Genomic DNA, 21,132 nt, shown 5'->3' on the forward strand with positions numbered 1-21,132 from the left:
CTCCTGCAACCCGTCCGAATAATCCCGCTGCCGAAAGATAAAAAAAATCCAGCCGGCTGAGGGTCAGCAGGCTGGATTATATTTTAGCCGGGATCTGCGAACAGATACGGCGGAACAGAAATTATTCTACGGTGACGGATTTCGCCAGGTTACGCGGCTGATCAACATCGGTGCCCTTAATCAAGGCCACGTGATAGGAGAGCAGCTGTAGCGGTACGGTGTAGAAGATCGGTGCAATCACCTCTTCAACGTGCGGCAGCGGAATAATCCGCATTCCTTCGCTGCTGGCAAACCCGGCATCAACATCGGCAAACACGTACAGCAGGCCGCCGCGCGCACGAACTTCTTCAATGTTCGACTTCAGCTTTTCCAGCAGTTCGTTGTTTGGCGCCACCACGATCACCGGCATGTCGGCGTCAATCAGCGCCAGCGGGCCGTGCTTCAGCTCGCCCGCCGCATAGGCTTCCGCATGAATGTAGGAGATCTCTTTCAGCTTGAGTGCCCCTTCCATGGCGATCGGGTACTGATCGCCACGGCCAAGGAACAGCGCATGCTGTTTGTCGGAGAAATCTTCCGCCAGCTCGGCAATCAGCTCATCCTGCGACAACATCTGCTCAATGCGGCTCGGCAGCGCCTGCAGGGCATGCACGATATCGTGCTCAACCTGCGGGTCGATACCTTTCAGGCGGCCCACACGCGCCACCAGCATCAGCAGCACGGTCAGCTGGGTGGTGAACGCTTTGGTAGAGGCCACGCCAATTTCAGTACCGGCTTTGGTCATCAGCGCCAGATCCGACTCGCGAACCAGTGAAGAACCCGCCACGTTGCAGATGGCCAGCGATCCCAGGTAGCCCAGCTCTTTTGACAGACGCAGCGCCGCCAGCGTATCGGCAGTTTCACCGGACTGTGAAAGAGTGATCAACAGGCTGTTTTTACGCACTGCGGATTTGCGGTAGCGGAACTCAGAGGCGATCTCCACGTCGCACGGCACGTTAGCCAGCGATTCAAACCAGTAGCGTGACACCATACCGGAGTTGTAGGAGGTACCGCAGGCCACAATCTGGATATGCTCAACGTTAGCCAGCAGAGCATCGGCATTTGGCCCCAGCTCGGAGAGATCCACCTCGCCGTGACTGAAACGCCCGCTCAGGGTGTTTTTAATCGCGACGGGCTGTTCATAAATTTCTTTCTGCATATAGTGTCGATAAATCCCTTTATCACCGGCGTCATATTGCACGTTGGATTCAATTTCCGCACGTTTCACCGTATTGCCGTCGCGATCGAGGATGATCACGTCACGGCGGGTGATTTCAGCAATATCGCCTTCTTCCAGATAAACAAAGCGGCGAGTGACCGGCAACAGCGCCAGCTGATCGGAGGCGATGAAGTTCTCACCCACACCGCGACCAATCACCAGCGGACTACCGGAGCGTGCCGCTACCAGCGTAGACGGATCGCGGCTGTCCATAATGACCATGCCGTAGGCACCGCGCAGCTGAGGAATGGTGCGCAGCACCACCTCACGCAGCGATCCGCCCTGTTTTTGCTCCCAGTGAACCAGATGGGCAACCACTTCGGTGTCGGTTTCGGAAGCAAATGAGTAACCGCGCTCGATCAACAGCTCGCGCAGCGGTTCGTGATTCTCGATAATGCCGTTGTGAACAATGATGATATGGTCGGAAATATGCGGATGCGCATTGGCCTCCGACGGCTCTCCGTGAGTTGCCCAGCGGGTATGAGCAATACCGGTTCCCCCCACCAGCGGCGTTTCTTCCGCCGCTTCGGCCAGGTTAACGACCTTGCCCAAACGACGCAGACGGGTGACATGTCCCTGCTGGTCAACAACGGCCAGACCGGCGGAGTCATAACCGCGATACTCCAGACGACGCAGGCCTTCAAGCAGGATTTCTGCAATATCACGCTGCGCTACAGCACCAACAATTCCACACATAGTAAATTTTCCTGACTTAATGGCATTTCATATGCCACCAGCGTTGTCTTCTGACCTGATTTTCCGGTATTTTCCGGTTCCCCGAGCCTTGTAGAGAGTGGGGATTATTTTTATGTTTACTGCTGTTTATCGCGGACCGGGGAGAACCCCAGCCCGTTAAAATACTATTTTTTCTTTACCGGGCGCTGCCAGCTGGCATTCAGCTGCTGCTCTTTCCGATTGTAGACCAGCCCGGCGGCGGGCACGTCTTTCATAATAGTCGTTCCGGCAGCGATAGTGACGCCGTCAGCCACTTTTACCGGGGCGATGAGCTGAGTATCCGAGCCGACAAACACATCATCGCCGATGATGGTTTTCGACTTATTTACGCCGTCGTAATTGCAGGTGATTGTACCTGCTCCAATATTTACGTTTGTACCAATCTCGGCATCACCCAGATAGCTCAGATGACCCGCCTTGGAGCCTTTGCCGAGGCGTGCTTTTTTCATCTCAACAAAGTTACCGACATGGGCACCTTCTGCCAGCTCACTTCCCGGACGCAGGCGGGCGAATGGCCCGACGGTGCAGGCTTCGGCCAGCTGCGCATCTTCAATGACGGTGTACGGGCTGATAATACTGTCGTCGGCGATAACGCTGTTTTTAATCACGCAGCCGCTGCCGATTTTTACCCGGTTACCCAGGGTGACGTGGCCCTCAATAATCACATTGGTATCAATCACCACATCGCGACCGTGCTCCAGCGTACCGCGCAGATCGAAGCGTGCCGGGTCCAGTAGCATCACCCCGGCCAGCAGCAGCTTTTCCGCCTGCTCGGCCTGATAAACGCGTTCCAGCGTAGCCAGCTGCAGGCGATTGTTGACGCCGTCGGTTTCCGTGGTGCGGGCAGGGTGCACCGCTTCAATATGGCGGCCTTCCTGATGCGCCAGCGCAATGATATCGGTGATGTAGTATTCACCCTGGGCGTTGTTATTGGTGAGCTTGCTCAGCCAGCGCTTGAGGTCGGCACCATTGGCGATCAGGATACCGGTGTTGATTTCGTTGATCTGCAGCTGTTCCGGCGCGGCATCTTTTTGTTCGATAATGCCAACCACATTGCCACCTTCCCGGATGATGCGGCCGTAGCCCGTTGGATTATCCAGGATTACCGTCAGCAGGCCAATGCCGCCTTCGGGTTTAGCCGACTGCAGGCGGCGCAGGGTATCCACTGAGATCAGCGGCACGTCGCCGTACAGCATCAGAATATCTTCATCATCGGCAAAATGAGGTGCAGCCTGCTGCATCGCGTGCCCGGTTCCCAGCTGCTCGGCCTGGAGCACCCAATTCAGAGAGGTATCATCCAGCGTGCTTTTCAGCAGATCGCCACCGTGACCGTAAACCAGATTAATCTGCTGCGCGTTTAACACCTTAGCGGCATCAATAACGTGCTGAACCATCGGTTTTCCGGCCAGCAGGTGCAGCACTTTTGGCAGGTCGGAGTACATGCGGGTTCCTTTGCCAGCGGCAAGGATCACTACGCTCATCGGGCTGGTAGACATAGACATCCTGATTCTTGTTTTGATGAGGAAAGTAAAGCGGTTTAGCGCTAAGAATACTACATTTTTCTTGGCCCGAAATTAGCTTTCAGAACGGTGGAAATCTCAAACGGCAGGCAAAAAAAATGCCAGTCAGTTTCCTGACTGGCATTCTGCAGCTTAAACCTGAGTTACATCGCTTTCTTGGTCAACTCAATGACGCGCAGCTTAGCAATGGCTTTCGCCAGTTCTGCCGACGCGATAGCGAAGTCAACATCGCCGTGAGAGCTGTTCATATGCTCTTCAGCTTTGCGTTTCGCTTCCAGCGCGCGCGCTTCATCAAGGTCGGTACCACGGATCGCGGTGTCAGCCAGCACGGTAACCGCGCCAGGCTGCACTTCCAGCACGCCGCCGGAGAGGTAAATCACCTCTTCGTCACCGTGCTGCTTAACGATGCGAACCATACCAGGCTTAATGGCAGTCAGGAGCGGGGCGTGGTTTGGGCGAATACCCAGCTCACCTTCGCTACCTGATACCTGGATGCTTTGTACCAGACCGGAGAACATTTGCAGTTCTGCGCTGACAACGTCCAGGTGAAAAGTCATAGCCATAATTAACCTCCTGAGAAACTAACCCGTCATACTTCAGGCCGCATTGCTGCAGCCTGAATGACTCAGGGTAAAAATTACAGTTTCTTCGCTTTTTCCACGGCTTCTTCGATGGAACCAACCATGTAGAAAGCCTGCTCTGGCAGATGGTCGAACTCGCCTTCCATAATGCCTTTAAAGCCACGGATGGTATCTTTCAGCGACACGTATTTACCCGGAGAACCGGTGAATACTTCTGCCACGAAGAATGGCTGGGACAGGAAACGCTGCATCTTACGAGAGCGTGCTACCACCAGTTTGTCTTCTTCTGACAGTTCGTCCATACCCAGGATGGCGATGATGTCTTTCAGTTCCTGATAACGCTGCAGCAGTGACTGAACGCCACGCGCAGTGTCATAGTGTTCCTGACCAACAACCAGTGGGTCCAGCTGACGGCTGGTAGAATCCAGTGGGTCAACCGCCGGGTAGATACCCAGGGAAGCGATCTGACGGCTCAGTACCACAGTTGCGTCAAGGTGCGCAAAGGTGGTGGCTGGTGATGGGTCAGTCAAGTCATCCGCAGGAACGTAAACGGCCTGTACGGAGGTGATTGAACCGGTCTTGGTAGAGGTGATACGTTCCTGCAGAACGCCCATCTCTTCCGCCAGCGTTGGCTGATAACCTACCGCAGAAGGCATACGACCCAGCAGTGCTGATACTTCAGTACCGGCCAGGGTATAACGGTAGATGTTATCGATGAACAGCAGTACGTCACGACCTTCGTCACGGAACTTCTCAGCCATGGTCAGACCGGTCAGCGCAACGCGCAGACGGTTTCCTGGTGGCTCGTTCATCTGGCCATAAACCAGTGATACTTTGTCGATAACGTTAGAGTCGGTCATCTCGTGGTAGAAGTCGTTACCCTCACGAGTACGCTCACCCACACCGGCAAATACGGAGAAACCTGAGTGCTCAGCCGCGATGTTACGGATCAGCTCCATCATGTTTACGGTTTTACCTACACCCGCACCACCGAACAGACCCACTTTACCGCCCTTAGCAAACGGACACATCAGGTCGATAACTTTGATACCGGTTTCCAGCAGCTCCTGAGAGTTTGACTGGTCTTCGTATGAAGGTGCTGCGCGGTGAATCGCCCAACGCTCTTCTTCGCCGATATCGCCTTTCATATCGATTGGCTCACCCAGCACGTTCATGATACGGCCAAGTGTTGCAGTACCTACTGGTACTTCGATCGGGTGCTCAAGGTCAACGGTTTCCAGACCACGCTTCAGGCCGTCTGAAGAACCCATAGCGATGGTACGAACCACGCCACCACCCAGCTGCTGCTGAACTTCCAGCACCAGACGAGCATCACCATTTTTAACCTCAAGGGCGCTGTACACTTGTGGTACTGCGTCCTGAGGGAATTCGACGTCAACTACGGCGCCGATTACCTGGACAATCTTTCCAGTAGCCATCTTGAATCCTCTACCTAATTCGTTTATACCCCACCGGTTCGAAACGCAGCAGGGTATACCTGGTTAAACCGCGGAGGCCCCCGAGACGATCTCGGTAAGTTCCTGGGTGATGCTGGCCTGACGAGCCTTGTTGTATACCAACTGCAGCTCTTTGATCAGGTTTCCGCCGTTGTCGGTTGCGGCTTTCATCGCCACCATTCGCGCGGCCTGCTCGCTGGCCAGGTTTTCTACAACACCCTGGTAAACCTGAGATTCGACATAGCGACGCAGTAACGTGTCCAGCAGCGCTTTCGGATCGGGCTCATACAGATAGTCCCAGGTGCTCTTCTTCACAACGCCTTCCGAATCATCGGCTGCAGGTAACGGCAGCAGCTGTTCGATCTGTGGAGACTGAGACATGGTGTTGATAAATTTGTTGCTGACAATAAACAGCTTGTCCAGGCGGCCTTCATCGTATGCTTGCAGCATCACTTTGACCGGGCCAATCAGGTCGGAGAGGGCAGGTTTGTCGCCCATTCCGGTTACCTGAGCAACCACGTTGCCACCGACAGAACTGAAGAATGACAGGCCTTTGGAACCGATAATGGCGAGATCGCTCTCAACGCCTTTATCCGCCCAGCCTTTCATATCCGCCAGCAATCTTTTGAACAGGTTAATGTTCAAACCACCACAAAGCCCGCGGTCGGTAGATACGACCAGATAGCCAACGCGTTTAACGTCGCGCTCTTCCAGGTAAGGGTGCTTGTATTCCAGATTACCTAACGCAATGTGACCAATCACTTTGCGCATGGTTTCTGCATAAGGACGGCTGGCCGCCATGCGTTCTTGCGATTTACGCATTTTGGAGGCGGCGACCATTTCCATCGCTTTGGTGATCTTCTGCGTGTTTTGCACGCTGCCGATCTTACTACGTATCTCTTTTGCGCCGGCCATAAGCTTCTCCTCAAAGCCTTGCGGCTTGCCCCCTAAGGGACAAGCCGCCAGACATTACCAGGACTGGGTTGCTTTAAACGTCTCGAGGAGGCCTTTCAGCTTCTCTTCGATTTCGCCGTTATAGTTACCAGACTGGTTGATATCAGCCATCAGCTCAGCGTGATCGCGATCCGCGAAGGCCAGCAGTGCCGCTTCGAAGCTACCGATTTTCGCCAGTTCGACGTCATTCAGGAAGCCGCGCTCGGCAGCAAACAGCACCAGACCCTGCTGCGCTACAGACATCGGCGCATACTGTTTCTGTTTCAGCAGCTCGGTCACTTTCTGACCGTGGCTCAGCTGTTTGCGGGTTGCTTCATCCAGATCGGATGCGAACTGAGAGAACGCAGCCAGTTCACGATACTGTGCCAGAGCGGTACGAATACCACCGGACAGTTTCTTGATGATCTTGGTTTGCGCTGCACCACCAACACGGGATACCGAGATACCCGGGTTAACCGCTGGACGAATACCAGAGTTAAACAGGTTGGTTTCCAGGAAGATCTGACCATCGGTAATCGAGATTACGTTGGTTGGAACGAACGCAGAAACGTCACCCGCCTGGGTTTCGATGATTGGCAGTGCGGTCAGAGAACCGGTTTTACCTTTCACTTCACCGTTGGTGAAACGCTCAACGTAGTCGGCGCTCACGCGGGAAGCACGCTCCAGCAGACGGGAGTGGAGGTAGAACACGTCGCCTGGGAATGCTTCACGGCCCGGTGGACGGCGCAGCAGCAGGGAAACCTGACGGTAAGCAACGGCCTGTTTAGACAGGTCATCGTATACGATCAGCGCGTCTTCACCGCGGTCACGGAAGTATTCGCCCATCGCACAACCGGCGTATGGCGCCAGGTATTGCAGAGCAGCAGACTCAGATGCGGTTGCAACCACAACGATGGTGTTAGCCAGCGCGTTGTGTTCTTCCAGCTTACGCACCACGTTAGCGATGGTAGAAGCTTTCTGACCGATAGCAACGTAAACGCATTTGATGCCGGAATCGCGCTGGTTGATGATCGCATCGATCGCCATTGCGGTTTTACCGGTCTGACGGTCACCGATGATCAGCTCACGCTGGCCACGGCCGATTGGAATCATCGCATCGACAGATTTGTAACCGGTCTGTACAGGCTGGTCAACGGACTGACGATCGATAACGCCAGGTGCAATCACTTCGATCGGCGAGAAGCCGTCGTTGTCGATAGCGCCTTTACCGTCGATTGGTGCACCCAGGGTGTTCACCACGCGGCCCAGCAGGCCACGGCCTACCGGAACTTCCAGGATACGGCCAGTACACTTAACCTTCATGCCTTCGGCGAGGTCAGCGTATGGGCCCATCACTACTGCACCAACGGAGTCGCGCTCCAGGTTCAGTGCGATAGCGTAACGGCTACCCGGCAGGGCAATCATCTCACCCTGCATCACATCGGCCAGGCCGTTGACGCGGATGATACCGTCACTTACAGAAACAATAGTACCTTCGTTGTGAGCTTCGCTCACTACATTGAACTGAGCAATGCGCTGCTTGATCAGTTCGCTGATTTCGGTGGAATTCAGTTGCATATGCTCCAGTCCCCTTAAGACTGCAAGACGTCGGTAAGGCGCTCAAGACGGCCGCGTACGCTGCCATCAATGACCATATCACCCGCACGGATGATTACGCCTGCCATTACAGACTTATCAATTTTGCAATTCAGCTTAACTTTGCGTGACAGACGTTTTTCCATCGCTGCGCTGATTTTGGTCAGCTGCGCGTCACTCAATGTAGAAGAAGAGATAACTTCAACCTCGGCGGTCGCATCATGTGCGGCACGCAGTTGGATGAACTGATCCAGTACATCGGCAAGTGCTGGCAAACGTTTGTTTTCAGCCATAACCTTAATCAGGTTCTGGCCGGCTTCGTCGAGTTGGTCACCACAGATTGCGATGAACGCGCCAGACAACGCTTCCGGCGCCAGAGCGCCGGAAAGAAGTTCTGATACCTGTTCATTGCCAGCCACTTCGGCGGCAAACGCCAGCATCTGCTGCCAGCGATCGACACTTTGATGCTCAACCGCAAAGTCAAAAGCGGCTTTAGCGTAGGGGCGAGCTACGGTAGTAAATTCAGACATCAGCCCCTCCCTTACAGTTCAGCGACCAGTTTATCTACGATGTCGCTGTTAGCAGCTTCATCCACGGAACGTTCAATGATTTTCTCGGCGCCGGCAACAGCCAGCATCGCGACCTGCTTACGCAACTCTTCACGTGCACGTTTACGCTCGGCGTCGATTTCAGCCTGCGCCTGGGTGACGATCTTGTTACGTTCCTGTTCAGCCTCGGCTTTCGCTTCGTCCAGGATCTGCGCACGGCGTTTGTTCGCCTGCTCAATGATTACCTGAGCGTCATCTTTCGCTTTCTTCAGCTGATCGGTCGCATTAGCCTGCGCGAGATCCAAATCTTTTTTGGCACGTTCAGCGGAAGCAAGGCCTTCAGCAACTTCTTTCTGGCGCTTTTCGATAGCGGCCATCAGCGGCGGCCATACGTACTTCATGCAGAACAGGACAAACAGGATGAACGCGATGGCCTGGCCGAGGATTGTTGCATTAATGTTCACAGCACAATGCCTCTTATTAAGTTAACTTTTTCTGCCGCCTTTACAGCGGCAGAAGCCGTTTATCGCTGACCTGCGCCGGCGATAAACAATCGGTTATTTACGCGACAGCAAACATCACGTACAGACCCAGACCAACGGCGATCATTGGGATTGCATCCACCAGACCCATTACAACAAAGAACTGCGTACGCAGCAGAGGAATCAGATCCGGTTGGCGCGCGGCGCCTTCCAGGAATTTGCCTCCGAGGATGCCGATACCGATCGCAGCACCGATTGCCGCCAGGCCCATCATCACAGCGGCAGCCATGTACAGCAGATCCATATTCAGGTTTTCCATGACAGTCTCCAGTTTGTTTCAGTTAAAACGCAGTAGTGTTGAGAAAAAAATCAGTGTTCTTCAGATGCCATCGACAGATAGACAATCGTTAAGACCATGAAAATGAAAGCTTGCAGCGAAATGATCAGGATGTGGAAAATGGCCCAAGGCACATTCAGAACCCACTGTGACCACCACGGCAGCAGGCCGGCAATCAGGATAAAAATCAATTCACCCGCGTACATGTTTCCGAACAGTCGCAGACCCAGAGAAACAGGCTTGGACAGCAGGCTCACACCTTCCAGAATCAGGTTGATCGGAATAAAGACGGGGTGGTTGAAGGGTTGCAGAGTCAGCTCTTTAGTAAAGCCGCCAATGCCTTTCATCTTGATGCTGTAGAACAGAATCAAAATAAATACGCCAAGCGCCATCGACAGCGTAACGTTCACGTCTGCGGAAGGCACCACACGCAATGCTGGCAGCCCAAAGACATGTTCACCAATGTATGGCAACAGATCGATTGGCAGCAGATCCATGAAGTTCATCAGGAATACCCAGACGAAAATCGTCAGGGCCAGCGGAGCGATAAGTTTGCTTTTGCCGTGGTACATATCACGTACGTTGTCGTCAACGAAGCCAACAACTAACTCGATAGCGGCCTGTAACTTGCCTGGTACACCGCTGGTTGCTGACTTCGCGACTTTGCGAAACAGCACCAGGAACACCAGTCCCAGCACCACAGAGAAAAACATGGAGTCGATATTTAATAACCAGAACGTCGCCGGAGCGTCGTGCGGATTCACTAGCTCGAAGGTACGCAGGTCCAGCTGAAGGTTATTCAGATGGTGGCCTATGTATTCTTGCGGCGTAGAGATTTCTCCTGCAGCCATGATGCCCTTACCCTTTGTTGTTGATTACAGCCGGTGCGACGATTTGCACAATCAGCACCGATAACCAGGCCAGTCCCAGCGGTGTAAACACCGCCTTAAACACACCCAGCGCCACGATTAGCATGAGAATAGTAACGACCACTTTCAGCGCCTCGCCGAAGACGAACGTCCAGGCAAGCCGACCTGTTACTTCATGTCCCGCCTGGTGGCGCCAGGCAAAAATCATAAACAACATGTTTGGCAGCCAGGCTGCCAGTCCACCTAACAGAGCGGACACGCCCCAGGTCAAATCTTTAAGGGCAAACAGCGCACCGATTAAGACGAATGTCACCAGCTGTAACATCAGCACGGTTCGGGCAAATTTTACTCTGTAAAGGGACACTGACATGACGCTGAAACTCTCCTGCCCCGCTCGGGCTATGTCGCGTGTCGTATAAAACTGCCTTTACTCATTTGAGTCAAGCAGCAAAAAACGTGCAAATTATACGGGGCGCACCTGTGATTTCAATGGATAAGTAGAGAAAAGGTGAACAATTATTTAAAATTCTTTCCAGCGGCCTATTTTCCGAAACAAATGACTTCCACCTGATTCGTCCATTTTTCTGTAATACAGGAGCTATTTTGCTCACAAAGCGTGCGGAAGATCACAAATTAGTAATATCATTTCCATCATTGAAACAAGATTGATGCTAATAATTATTACTGAGACAGAAGTAAGTTATTTAATATCAACAACTTAAATTCAATCTATTAGCAAAACAGATTGTTATCTCGATTAAAACCGCTTATTGACATCGCCAGCAAATATTTAACAACTTCAAAGCCATTACTTACGAGAATTTATTAAGAAGATATATTTTCCCATGTGACTATTCTCTATCTAAAATGCCATGGATAAGGTGATCGTTGTGATAATAAATTGTGAACAGGGCGTTAAATGTAAACGAAGTTGTCAGTCCGTTTCCGCGCTCTGATTTAACGCTATAGCAACAGCTCCGTCCAGGCTGATTGGTCCGAAAAAAAATAAAAAAAGATGACCGGCTAAAACTCAGCGACGAGCGTATCCCTTCAAATGCACAAAAAAATCATACAAATTCAAGGGTTATTAACTGATAGTACCCTGAATATGCGTCTCTCAACAGGTTAAAAATGGCGAAAAAAAAACCGCCAGCATCAAAAGTGGCGGTTTTTTTCACTTAAAAAGTCAGCCCTTTGGCGAAATGACCACCAGATGGCGCTCGCCTTCCAGTTCAGGAACGGCAAGGGAGGCAATCTTTTCGACAACGAATCCCACCGGTAGCGCAGCGATTTCATCCTCGGGTAGCAGACCCTTCAGCGCATAGAAACGCCCCTCTGAGCCAGGCAGATGATGACACCAGCTGACCATATCGTTCAACGATGCGAATGCGCGACTAATCACGCCATCAAACGGGGGTTCAGCAGGAAAATCTTCAACACGGCTTTGTACCGGAGTAATATTCTCCAGTTTCAGTTCATGCTGCACCTGACGCAAAAAACGCACGCGTTTACCCAGGCTGTCCAACAGGGTGAAATGAGCCTGAGGACGCACAATAGCCAGCGGAACGCCGGGAAGCCCGGGGCCGGTTCCCACATCGATAAAACGTTCACCTTCCAGATGCGGTTCTACCACGATACTGTCGAGGATATGGCGCACCAGCATCTGTTCAGGATCGCGGACGGAGGTCAGGTTATAGGCCTTATTCCATTTGTGCAGCATGTCCACGTAGCCAATCAGCTGTTGTTTTTGCAGATCGGTCAGTGAAATGTTGGCGCTCTTAAGCAGGGCGGAAAGTTTGTTGATCACAGGCGATGGTCCAGAAAATTAAGATTTACGGCAGCAGAAATGCCGGGCAGGGGCGGATGGCATCCGCCCCTGTTGATGTCGTTACGCGCTTTTACGCAACAGTCCCTGCTTTTTAAGATAAATAAGCAGAATGGAAATCGCCGCAGGCGTGACGCCGGAAATTCGCGAAGCCTGACCGATCGATCCCGGTTTGTGATCGTTGAGCTTGGCGATCACTTCGTTGGACAGACCGCTGACCTGGCGATAATCCAGATCAACCGGCAGCAGTGTGTTTTCGTTACGCTGTTGTCTGTCGATCTCTTCCTGCTGACGTGCGATATAGCCTTCGTATTTAACCTGAATTTCAACCTGCTCGGCGGCCTGCTCATCGCTGAGCGCCGGGGCGAAAGTGCTCAGTGTCATCAACTGTTGATAAGTCATTTCCGGACGACGCAGAAGATCTTCTCCGCTGGCCTCTTTGGTCAGAGGCGCACTGATAACCGTATTGATCTCATCAACGGTCGCGGATTTCGGGTGAACCCAGATATCACGCAGGCGCTGACGTTCCAGCTCAATGCGTTCCAGTTTTTCATTGAAGCGCGCCCAGCGGGCGTCATCAACCAGTCCCAACTCGCGACCGGCAGCGGTCAAACGCAGATCGGCGTTGTCTTCACGCAGCATCAGGCGATATTCAGCCCGAGAGGTAAACATGCGGTACGGTTCTTTGGTACCCAGCGTGCAGAGATCGTCAACCAGCACACCAAGGTAAGCCTGATCGCGGCGCGGTGCCCAGCTCTCTTTATCCGCAGAGAAGCGACCGGCATTCAGACCAGCCAGCAGTCCCTGAGCGGCGGCTTCTTCATAACCGGTGGTGCCGTTAATCTGTCCGGCAAAGAACAGGCCCTGAATATATTTACTTTCCAGCGACGGTTTCAGATCGCGCGGGTCAAAGAAATCGTACTCGATGGCATAGCCAGGACGTACGATTTTGGCATTTTCCATCCCCTGCATGGAACGGACGATCTGCATCTGCACGTCGAACGGCAGGCTGGTGGAGATACCGTTTGGATAGATTTCATTACTGGTCAGGCCTTCCGGTTCCAGGAAGATCTGATGCGCGTTACGATCGGCAAAGCGCATCACTTTGTCTTCGATCGACGGACAGTAACGAGGACCGATCCCTTCGATGATCCCGGCATACATCGGGCTGCGATCGAGGTTGTTACGGATCACATCGTGGGTTTTCTCATTGGTGTAGGTGATGTAACACGGCACCTGCTGTGGATGCTGAGCCACATTGCCCATGAACGAGAAGACCGGCATCGGCGTATCACCGTGCTGGGTTGCCAGCACTGAAAAATCTATCGTGCGGGCATCAATACGCGGAGGTGTACCGGTTTTTAAACGGTTAACGCGCAGCGGCAGCTCACGCAGGCGGCGCGCCAGCGGAATGGATGGCGGATCGCCGGCACGGCCACCGCTGTAGTTATCCAGTCCGATATGGATTTTGCCATCGAGGAACGTTCCGACGGTCAGCACCACGGCTTTCGCACGGAACTTCAGGCCCATCTGGGTAACGGCACCGACGACGCGATCGTTTTCAACAATCAGATCCTCAACCGCCTGCTGGAAGATCATCAGGTTTGGCTGGTTCTCCAGCGCAGTGCGAACCGCCTGCCGATACAGCACGCGATCGGCCTGAGCTCGGGTTGCCCTGACGGCTGGCCCTTTGCTGGCGTTTAGTATCCTAAACTGAATGCCGGCCTGGTCAATGGCATGGGCCATCAGCCCACCCAGTGCATCCACTTCTTTAACCAGATGTCCTTTCCCGATACCCCCGATCGCCGGATTGCAGGACATCTGCCCGAGCGTATCGATGTTGTGGGTTAATAACAGGGTTTGTTGACCCATACGGGCAGCCGCCATTGCAGCTTCGGTTCCCGCATGACCACCACCGATGATGATGACGTCAAAGGGATCTGGATAAAACATGGTACTGCACCTCGCGGTTTGTGCGATTAAGGGATCGTTGCCTGGGGCGTGAATTCTACTCAACTTTAGACGACGGGGAAAGCGGCGGGATCTTCACGTATTAAAAAGAAGATCTTTTTTATTTAAAGATCTCTTTATTAGATCTTCTATTAGGATCGTCCTGGTCTGTGGATAAGCGCTTTTTGCTGATAACGATCAATCGATTAGGAAGGATCATTAGCTGTGAATGATCGGTGATCCCGATCCGTATAAGCTGGGATCAAAATACTATGTTATGCACAGCCCCAGGCAAGGTATAAAGTTGTTCTTGGGATAACAACCGGTTATTACCGTGATTTAAGCATGTTTATCCACAGATGAATGCTGATAAACCAGGCGAAAAAGCACATAATTTACAAAACTCACGGGCTGAAAAACGCCGATCGGACGGATCTCACCGTCGATCTCAGCCCGATCGAGGTGATATTTAGATCGACTCTTTCCAGGTTTCCACCCAAACACCGGCAGGATCTTCCGGAATCTCGTGCTCGAGGACGTCGATTTTCAGGCAATCGCCAATACGCTTAGCGCCCAGAGAGCTTAGCAACGTCTCAAACTGATCGATGGCACCACAAAACAGATCGTATTCACGGTTACCAATGCCTACTGCACCGTAACGCAGGTTACTCAGATCCAGCTGTTGTTCTTTTAATGCATCGAAAAACGGCTGGATATTTTCAGGCAGTTCACCAGCACCGTGGGTGGAGCTCACCACCAGCCAGATCCCTTCAGGCTTCACTTCATCCAGTTCCGGACCATACAGCGTCTCGGTGGTATAACCGGCCTCGTTCAGCTTCTCTGCCAGATGATCGGCAACGTATTCCGCGCTGCCTAGGGTGCTGCCACTGATTAAGGTAATGTCGGCCATGATGGGTCCCTGAGTCACAAAGGTGGGCATTGTACTCTGTGATCAGGCTGGGATCTACCTGTGGGTAAGTAGGGATATTATGCGGATACCACATTAAGCACTCAGGAAAACATCTGTGCATAAAATGATTCACAGGATCGTCCGGAAATTGCCGCGGGAAGGGAGGATAAGCGCCCGATCAGGGCTTAATTGCCCTCATGATTGGGTTCTGTAGCGAGATCAGCGTTTCCGTGGACTGAATTTCATCAATTGTCTGGATCTTGTTGATCAGTACCTGCTGTAACGCATCAATAGATCGGCACATCACCTTGATAAAAATACTGTAATGCCCGGTGGTGTAATAAGCTTCCACCACTTCATCAAGTGCTTCAAGACGGGCCAGTGCAGAAGGGTAATCCTTCGCGCTTTTGAGAATAATGCCAATAAAACAGCAGACATCGTAGCCCAGCTGCTTCGGATCGATTTCAACCCGCGTGCCTTTAATGATCCCCGCCTGCTTCATCTTTTCTACGCGCACGTGGATGGTTCCTGGGCTGACGTTGAACTGCTTTGCCAGCTCGGCGTAGGCGGTACGGGCGTTGTCCATCAGGGCGATCAGAATGCCGCGATCGAGATTATCGGGCTGCATGTTTTCGGGCATAGTGGCTCCATGGTTATTAGCGGGTGCCTGGAATAGCGTTACTGTGCGGGATCGTGAAGGCGATGGCAATCGATTGAAATAAACCGCAGGCAGTGGGATGCCTGCGGGGTAGGGGAGATCAGCGTTTACGCCACAGCGTCAGCTGCGCCAGCGTATGCTGGTATTTACGCGCCGTTTCGCGAATGACAAACGGAATGTCCTGTGCGGGTGCGATCTCTTCAAAATCCGCCGCCAGCAGTCGTTGCAGTGCCTGGTAAGTGGTCAGGGCTTCCCCGTTCTCACGGACTCCTCCAAGCCAGTTTTCCTTCGGCGTATACTCCTCCAGCCAGGTATAGGGTGAGGAGAGCATCAGTATGCCGCCGCTGCGGATCATGCCGCTGATATCCTGCAGGAAGCGTTTGGGCTGGCGTAACCGGTCGATCAGGTTAGAGGCCAGGACCAGATCGTAGTGTTCCGGCTGCGGCTTCAGATTGCAGGCATCGCCCTGTACGAACTGAATGCGGCTGGCCTGCTGAGTGTCCAGACCAAAATCTTTCAGCCTGACCTGGCGATACTCAACCAGATCGCCTTCTTCCTGGGTGACATAGCGGAAGTCTTCACCACCGGTCAGCTGCAGCGCGACGTCAATAAAACGCGCCGAGTAGTCCATGCCCACCACCTGCTCGAAATGACGCGCCAGTTCAAAGCTGGCGCGGCCGGTAGCACAGCCGAGATCCAGCGCGCGCTGCCGTTTATCCGTCAGCCCGCAGGCGATTTCCACCAGCGCACGTGCGTAGTTGGCCACGCCGAAATATTCCGGACCGTACTGGAAATCCAGATACTGCGATACCATCGTGTCGGTTTCGTACGGGTTTTGCGCCATGGTTTCCTGATGGCTGGAGACGACGTAGCGGAATCCCGCATGCTGGAAGAAGTGGCGGCGGAAGGCATAACGCGCAGATTTCAGCGCCTCGTTACCGGTGGAGATCCAGCTGCCGCCTTTGATCAGCGAATGTTTGCCGTCAAAGGTTGGCGTGGAGAAATCGTCGTACAGCGGATGCACGCGAAACCCTTCAAAGCCGTTAATCGGCGTGGTGGTCCACTGCCAGACGTTGCCGATCGGGTCGAAGAAATCCCCCTGGCTGAAGCGATCGACCGGGCAGGAAGAGGCCCAGTAGGCCAGATTGATATTGCCCGGCGCGGTGTCCCAGTCGGGCTGATCGCCGGCCACCTGTTCACGCAGCAGCATCCACTCGCTCTCTGCGGGAAGCTGGATGGACTTACCGGTTTCCTCTGCTTTCCAGCGACAGAAGGCAGCGGCCTCCAGCTGGTTCACTTCGGCGGGCCAGTCCCACGGCATCGGCACTTCTTCCGTCATCAACCGCAGACGCAGGTTATCCGGCTGCCCGGCGCTGCCGACCCAAAACGTCGGCATCGTGGCTTTGGAAAACGCCCTCCAGCCTTCGCCCTCTTCATCCCACCAGCGCGACTGCTGGTAGCCCCCTGCCGCGACGAAGGTGAAGAACTCGGCGTTGCTGACCAGCATTTTACTGGCGCGAAAGGGCTTCACTTCACTGACCTGCGTGCCGTATTCGTTATCCCAGCCGTAAGTTTGATCGGTTTTTCCCTGGGTCACCCGGCCACCGGCCACGGCGATAAGCGAATTTTCCGGCACCGCCAGACGATCGTGGCGTGCTTCGGTACAGGCGGGCCAGTGGGGCTGAGTCTTAACCCATTCGATCGGTAGCTGGCGCATTAATACGCTGGAGGTTTCCAGATGGATGCGCTCGTGTTCAATCCCCATCAGGATCACCCACGCCGGGCTGTCCCAGCCGATAGGCAGCGCCAGCGGCATAGTTTCGATAAATTGCTCTACTCGGCTACGGACCTTACCGCGATAGTCACGCAGTTCGCTGACCGACGGCCAGCTGTAGTGGCTGTTATCCAGATCGTCCCAACTCATTTCATCAACGCCGATCGCCATCATGGCTTCGATCCGGTCATCAACTCGGGCGTCAATCAGCCGACCGGCCATGAGTTTATTAATGTAGAAGGTGGCGGTATGGCCAAAATAGAAGATCAGCGGATGGCGCAGCGGGATCGCTTTGTTGTAATACGCCCGTTCATCGGCCAGGCAGTCAAACAGGCTCTCGTAGAGTTCCCAGGTTTGGCGGAAGTAGGCGAGCAGCTGCTGGCGTTTTTGTTCCGGGTCGCTGCCGTCAAGAAGTAGCGTGCGGGTTGGTGCGGGAAGCCCGCTCTGATGCTGTTGTTGTGCTGTCACGTAATGCTCCCATCTGCCGATTGGCTAAAGCCGATATATGACTATAGCAAATAAGGTTTGCCGTATTTTGCGCAAAGGGCGGAAGGAAGGGGGTTAGCGCTGCCAGCGGCGCAGCAGGCGGCTTTTTAGTCCGGTGTCAAAACGCCAGATATGGTTGAAGATACGCATGATGGACGGTTTTCCATGATCGGACATGGCAACGGCATGAAAACGCTGCTGCTGGCGATTTTGATGATCGCGAACGCGTTTGACCAGCTCTTCCGGCAGGCGCTGAGCGATAAAATCGGAGAGGATCACCGCATCGGCATCCTGCCACGGGCTGCTGCTGAGTTTTTTTAATACTTCATCCAGACAGGCGGCAAGATCGGTGCCGCCGCGAAAGCGCTGGCTGAGAAAACGGATCGCCTGGCTGATGCCGTCTCCGGCGGTCAGCTCATAGCCGATGACTTCATGTGCGAACAGCATAATGTAGCAGCGGCGGTTGTCCGCCAGCGCCACTTTCAGCAGCGCCAGACAGAAGGCTTTTGCACAGCGCTCGTTAAATCCACCCATCGATCCGGATGTATCAACGCAGACAATAAACGGCCCGCGCGGCTGTTCGTCATGATGCTGATGAACGACGGGCCGCTCGGTGATCTTATCGTGCCAGCTCTCGCCCTGCAGGCGATAGGTCAGCAGGCGCTTTTCCACCAGCCGCCGGTAAAACTCGAATTCCAGTTCGCTGATGCCGAGGGTAGCCAGCTCCGGCGGCAGCAGGCGCAGGATATCATCGCTTTGATGCAGCCCGTTGACCTCTTCCGGTACGCTTTCCGGTTCGCGCACCAGCTGGTGGAAGGCTTCCAGCGGTGCCTCTTCTGCCTGCACCGATTTGGCTTCGCGGCTGCGGCCCAGCTGTTCGGCCAGCTTCATCAGCTCGGGCTGACCCGCCAGAAAATCGCCGTACTGCACAATCAGCTGATAATCCTCACGCTGTAGCGTGCTGCGGGTGAGATCCCACAGCCTGCCTGCGGCGGCTTCATCATCGCTGGCCAGCACCGGGGCCAGCTGGCCGCTCATCGCCAGGCGATGCTGTAGCTCGGCCAGCAGCTTGTCGCGCTCCTGGTCCAGCAGCTGCTGGTTCAGCGACAGGGTTTGCAGGGTCAGGCTCAGCCGCCAGCGCTGGAGAAACAGCGTCTGCTGAGCCGGGCTCAGATGACCGATCTCCGTATGCTCCACCAGGTGACGGGCTTTCTCTGCAAAGGGCGAGTGGTTGGCATCCAGCCACTGCAACAAAGCGGGCAGCTGCGCGCTGAATTCGTGGGAGTTAAGCGTCTGGAAGTGCTGGAAGCGGCTGAACTCTTCGGCCACGTCGTCAGGAACCGGGGTCGATTTGAGCTGTTGCAGCACGCTCGCTTTCCAGTTGGGCAAATCGCGAGTCAGGGCATTTTTCAGCCCCGGGAATTTTTTGAAAAAAGCGGCCAGCTTTGGCGAGGCCAGCATGGCGATGGCCACTTCTTCGATCAGCTCGTTTTCGCTGATGGTCAGCAACATACTCAGCGTATCGAGTGAGATCACTGCCGCGCCTGCTTCAGCTGTTCGGCCACCTGCTGCAGGCTGTCCTCAACGCGGGCCAGCCAGTCATCGCTGATAAACAGGCAGCGGTGGTGCTGGCTGAACAGCGTGCGCTGGGCACGAAGTTGGGTATCCAGCTCATCCAGCGCCTGAATAATCTCTTCCGGCAGCGCCTGCTGGAGTTTACCGGGTAGCATCAGCCGCGTGCTTTGCAGACTGATATCACGCAGCGTCAGACACTCCTGAGCATCCACGTGCAGATCCAACATCTGCGCAAAGCCGATGCCATTCAGCTTTCCGCGTACCTCTCCCCCTTTTTGCAGCCAGTGATGCAGCGCCTCGCGGGCCAGAGTAACGTGCGTAACCTGCATATCATGCAGCGTCAGCGGTTTTTGCAGCATCAGGGTCAGTTCATCGGCCGACAGCGCCGCGGGCAGTTCGAAGTGCGGCTTGCGGCTGAACATGCCGCCGTGTTTCTCTAGGCGAATGGCCTGCTCCACGCTCTGCTGCTGCTGAAGCGCCAGGCGGCGGGTGTTAATCTGCTGGAGTTTGATCAGGATCGGCTGCTGCTGCCACGCCTGCTGGGTCAGCAGATTATCAATTTCGCGATCCAGCAGTTTCATCGAATTCACGTCATGCCACAGGCAGTCTTTCAGCAGGATCAGATCGATCGGCGCGATAGAATTGCGCCCGCTGTAAAAGGCGCTGGCTTGCAGCAGATGAATGGCTTTTTTCCAGCGGCGGTCGGAGATATATGGCGCTTCTGGCTGATTTTCTAACTGCTGGCGCAGCTGGAATATCAGCTCGAAGACATCATCCGGCAGGTTCACTTTGGTAATGCCCTGCTGCCAGGCCAGATATTCCTCGTCGCTGATGCACAGTGATTCCGCCACCGGATTCTGATTTTCATCCTGCTGGTGGGTCAGCAGGCTGCGGAAATTCTGCTTCTCGTGGACGTTATCCAGCCACAGGCGGATCAGCATGCGGTCATACAGCGCTTCCAGCCCGCTGTCCGCCTCCGGCAGTTCGTTAGAGGCTGTCACCAGCAGCCGCATCGGGATTTTTTCTTCGTTGTCGCCGTTGCGGAAACGGCGTTCGTTAATGGCGGTCAACAGAGTATTGAGGATTGCCGGGCCGGCTTTCCAGATCTCATCCAGGAAGACGATTTCCGCATCGGGCAAGTAGCCTTTGGTCAGACGCTGATAGCGGCCTTCATCCTTCAGAGCCTGAATGGACAACGGGCCAAACACCTCTTCCGGCGTTGAGAAGCGGGTCATCAGATACTCAAAGGCGCGGGAGTGCTGAAAAGCAAACTTCAGGCGTCGGGCGATCAGGCTCTTGGCGATGCCCGGTGGCCCCAGTAAAAAAACGCTTTCGCCACATAGCGCGGCAAGAAGGCAGAGCCGAATCGCGTGATGGCGTTCGTAAAGTCCTTTCTCTAATGCATTGCTCAGGCGGGAAATACGCTCCGCCAGTAGGTGAGACTGGGCCATAATCAAACATCCATCCTTTTTCTACGGTCAGGCCAGCATCGTGGCTGGCGAGCGCAAACACTACTGACTATGATGCTTGAAAGAGTTGATAGCAGTCAGCTTTTTTATTATCAAAGGGTGACACTGGCCATTGAAGTTAGTTCCGATTGGGCGATATCCCGTCAATAAACAATAGGCATTCGTGATGAAT

At 54.1% G+C, this 21,132-nt stretch carries 18 protein-coding genes; all 18 read right to left on the minus strand.

Annotated features, from left to right (window positions below):
* Positions 1-121: 121 nt before the first annotated feature.
* The gene (glmS, locus tag JOE09_RS23310; RefSeq protein ID WP_205067526.1) at positions 122-1,951 is read right to left on the minus strand and encodes a glutamine--fructose-6-phosphate transaminase (isomerizing); all 1,830 of its coding nucleotides are present in this window, start codon (positions 1,949-1,951) and stop codon (positions 122-124) included.
* A gap of 164 nt (positions 1,952-2,115) precedes the next feature.
* Positions 2,116-3,486 (minus strand): bifunctional UDP-N-acetylglucosamine diphosphorylase/glucosamine-1-phosphate N-acetyltransferase GlmU, encoded by a 1,371-nt coding sequence (gene glmU, locus JOE09_RS23315; protein WP_205067527.1) that lies wholly within the window; start codon positions 3,484-3,486, stop codon positions 2,116-2,118.
* A gap of 167 nt (positions 3,487-3,653) precedes the next feature.
* Positions 3,654-4,073, minus strand: a complete 420-nt coding sequence (locus JOE09_RS23320; RefSeq protein WP_105595290.1) for a F0F1 ATP synthase subunit epsilon — start codon at positions 4,071-4,073, stop codon at positions 3,654-3,656.
* 74 nt (positions 4,074-4,147) lie between these two features.
* Positions 4,148-5,530 (minus strand): F0F1 ATP synthase subunit beta, encoded by a 1,383-nt coding sequence (gene atpD, locus JOE09_RS23325; protein WP_105595289.1) that lies wholly within the window; start codon positions 5,528-5,530, stop codon positions 4,148-4,150.
* Between the two features lie 63 nt (positions 5,531-5,593).
* Positions 5,594-6,463 carry a F0F1 ATP synthase subunit gamma gene (gene atpG, locus JOE09_RS23330; RefSeq protein ID WP_105595288.1) on the minus strand — a complete coding sequence of 290 codons (870 nt, stop codon included), beginning with the start codon at positions 6,461-6,463 and terminating at the stop codon, positions 5,594-5,596.
* A 54-nt stretch (positions 6,464-6,517) separates the two neighbouring features.
* Positions 6,518-8,059, minus strand: a complete 1,542-nt coding sequence (gene atpA, locus JOE09_RS23335) for a F0F1 ATP synthase subunit alpha (RefSeq protein ID WP_062744104.1) — start codon at positions 8,057-8,059, stop codon at positions 6,518-6,520.
* 14 nt (positions 8,060-8,073) lie between these two features.
* Positions 8,074-8,607: a F0F1 ATP synthase subunit delta gene (atpH, locus tag JOE09_RS23340; RefSeq protein ID WP_200545836.1), complete on the minus strand. Its 534-nt coding sequence runs from the start codon at positions 8,605-8,607 to the stop codon at positions 8,074-8,076.
* Between the two features lie 11 nt (positions 8,608-8,618).
* Entirely contained in the window at positions 8,619-9,089 is a 471-nt protein-coding gene (gene atpF, locus JOE09_RS23345; protein ID WP_123334652.1) for a F0F1 ATP synthase subunit B, read from the minus strand.
* A 97-nt stretch (positions 9,090-9,186) separates the two neighbouring features.
* Complete coding sequence (atpE, locus tag JOE09_RS23350) at positions 9,187-9,426, minus strand: F0F1 ATP synthase subunit C (protein WP_003849523.1); 240 nt, start codon at positions 9,424-9,426, stop codon at positions 9,187-9,189.
* A gap of 50 nt (positions 9,427-9,476) precedes the next feature.
* Entirely contained in the window at positions 9,477-10,295 is an 819-nt protein-coding gene (atpB, locus tag JOE09_RS23355; protein WP_205067528.1) for a F0F1 ATP synthase subunit A, read from the minus strand.
* A gap of 7 nt (positions 10,296-10,302) precedes the next feature.
* Entirely contained in the window at positions 10,303-10,683 is a 381-nt protein-coding gene (atpI, locus tag JOE09_RS23360) for a F0F1 ATP synthase subunit I (RefSeq protein WP_123334656.1), read from the minus strand.
* Positions 10,684-11,499: 816 nt separating this feature from the next.
* Positions 11,500-12,120 (minus strand): 16S rRNA (guanine(527)-N(7))-methyltransferase RsmG, encoded by a 621-nt coding sequence (gene rsmG, locus JOE09_RS23365; protein ID WP_105595282.1) that lies wholly within the window; start codon positions 12,118-12,120, stop codon positions 11,500-11,502.
* An 81-nt stretch (positions 12,121-12,201) separates the two neighbouring features.
* Positions 12,202-14,091 (minus strand): tRNA uridine-5-carboxymethylaminomethyl(34) synthesis enzyme MnmG, encoded by a 1,890-nt coding sequence (gene mnmG / locus JOE09_RS23370; protein WP_205067529.1) that lies wholly within the window; start codon positions 14,089-14,091, stop codon positions 12,202-12,204.
* A gap of 466 nt (positions 14,092-14,557) precedes the next feature.
* Positions 14,558-14,998: an FMN-binding protein MioC gene (gene mioC, locus JOE09_RS23375; protein ID WP_200560618.1), complete on the minus strand. Its 441-nt coding sequence runs from the start codon at positions 14,996-14,998 to the stop codon at positions 14,558-14,560.
* A gap of 178 nt (positions 14,999-15,176) precedes the next feature.
* On the minus strand, positions 15,177-15,638 hold the full coding sequence (gene asnC / locus JOE09_RS23380; protein ID WP_105595279.1) for a transcriptional regulator AsnC: 462 nt from the start codon (positions 15,636-15,638) through the stop codon (positions 15,177-15,179).
* Between the two features lie 118 nt (positions 15,639-15,756).
* On the minus strand, positions 15,757-17,919 hold the full coding sequence (gene ovoA / locus JOE09_RS23385) for a 5-histidylcysteine sulfoxide synthase (protein ID WP_205067543.1): 2,163 nt from the start codon (positions 17,917-17,919) through the stop codon (positions 15,757-15,759).
* Between the two features lie 72 nt (positions 17,920-17,991).
* Complete coding sequence (gene viaA, locus JOE09_RS23390) at positions 17,992-19,452, minus strand: ATPase RavA stimulator ViaA (protein ID WP_205067530.1); 1,461 nt, start codon at positions 19,450-19,452, stop codon at positions 17,992-17,994.
* Positions 19,449-20,942, minus strand: coding sequence for an ATPase RavA (gene ravA, locus JOE09_RS23395; RefSeq protein WP_200545831.1), 1,494 nt, complete (start codon positions 20,940-20,942; stop codon positions 19,449-19,451). The genes viaA and ravA overlap by 4 nt, the downstream gene beginning before the upstream one ends.
* Between the last annotated feature and the right edge of the window lie 190 nt (positions 20,943-21,132).

This window comes from Pantoea coffeiphila (genome assembly GCF_016909495.1).
GTDB classification, from domain to species: domain Bacteria; phylum Pseudomonadota; class Gammaproteobacteria; order Enterobacterales; family Enterobacteriaceae; genus Erwinia; species Erwinia coffeiphila.

Coding starts and splice junctions, on each gene's coding strand:
- glmU (WP_205067527.1), bottom strand. CDS start 3,486: ATGTCTACCAGCCCGATGAGCGTAGTGATCCTTGCCGCTGGCAAAGGA.
- ravA (WP_200545831.1), bottom strand. CDS start 20,942: ATGGCCCAGTCTCACCTACTGGCGGAGCGTATTTCCCGCCTGAGCAAT.
- JOE09_RS23320 (WP_105595290.1), bottom strand. CDS start 4,073: ATGGCTATGACTTTTCACCTGGACGTTGTCAGCGCAGAACTGCAAATG.
- atpG (WP_105595288.1), bottom strand. CDS start 6,463: ATGGCCGGCGCAAAAGAGATACGTAGTAAGATCGGCAGCGTGCAAAAC.
- atpI (WP_123334656.1), bottom strand. CDS start 10,683: ATGTCAGTGTCCCTTTACAGAGTAAAATTTGCCCGAACCGTGCTGATG.
- glmS (WP_205067526.1), bottom strand. CDS start 1,951: ATGTGTGGAATTGTTGGTGCTGTAGCGCAGCGTGATATTGCAGAAATC.
- atpE (WP_003849523.1), bottom strand. CDS start 9,426: ATGGAAAACCTGAATATGGATCTGCTGTACATGGCTGCCGCTGTGATG.
- asnC (WP_105595279.1), bottom strand. CDS start 15,638: ATGCCCGAAAACATGCAGCCCGATAATCTCGATCGCGGCATTCTGATC.
- mnmG (WP_205067529.1), bottom strand. CDS start 14,091: ATGTTTTATCCAGATCCCTTTGACGTCATCATCATCGGTGGTGGTCAT.
- atpH (WP_200545836.1), bottom strand. CDS start 8,607: ATGTCTGAATTTACTACCGTAGCTCGCCCCTACGCTAAAGCCGCTTTT.
- atpA (WP_062744104.1), bottom strand. CDS start 8,059: ATGCAACTGAATTCCACCGAAATCAGCGAACTGATCAAGCAGCGCATT.
- atpD (WP_105595289.1), bottom strand. CDS start 5,530: ATGGCTACTGGAAAGATTGTCCAGGTAATCGGCGCCGTAGTTGACGTC.
- atpB (WP_205067528.1), bottom strand. CDS start 10,295: ATGGCTGCAGGAGAAATCTCTACGCCGCAAGAATACATAGGCCACCAT.
- mioC (WP_200560618.1), bottom strand. CDS start 14,998: ATGGCCGACATTACCTTAATCAGTGGCAGCACCCTAGGCAGCGCGGAA.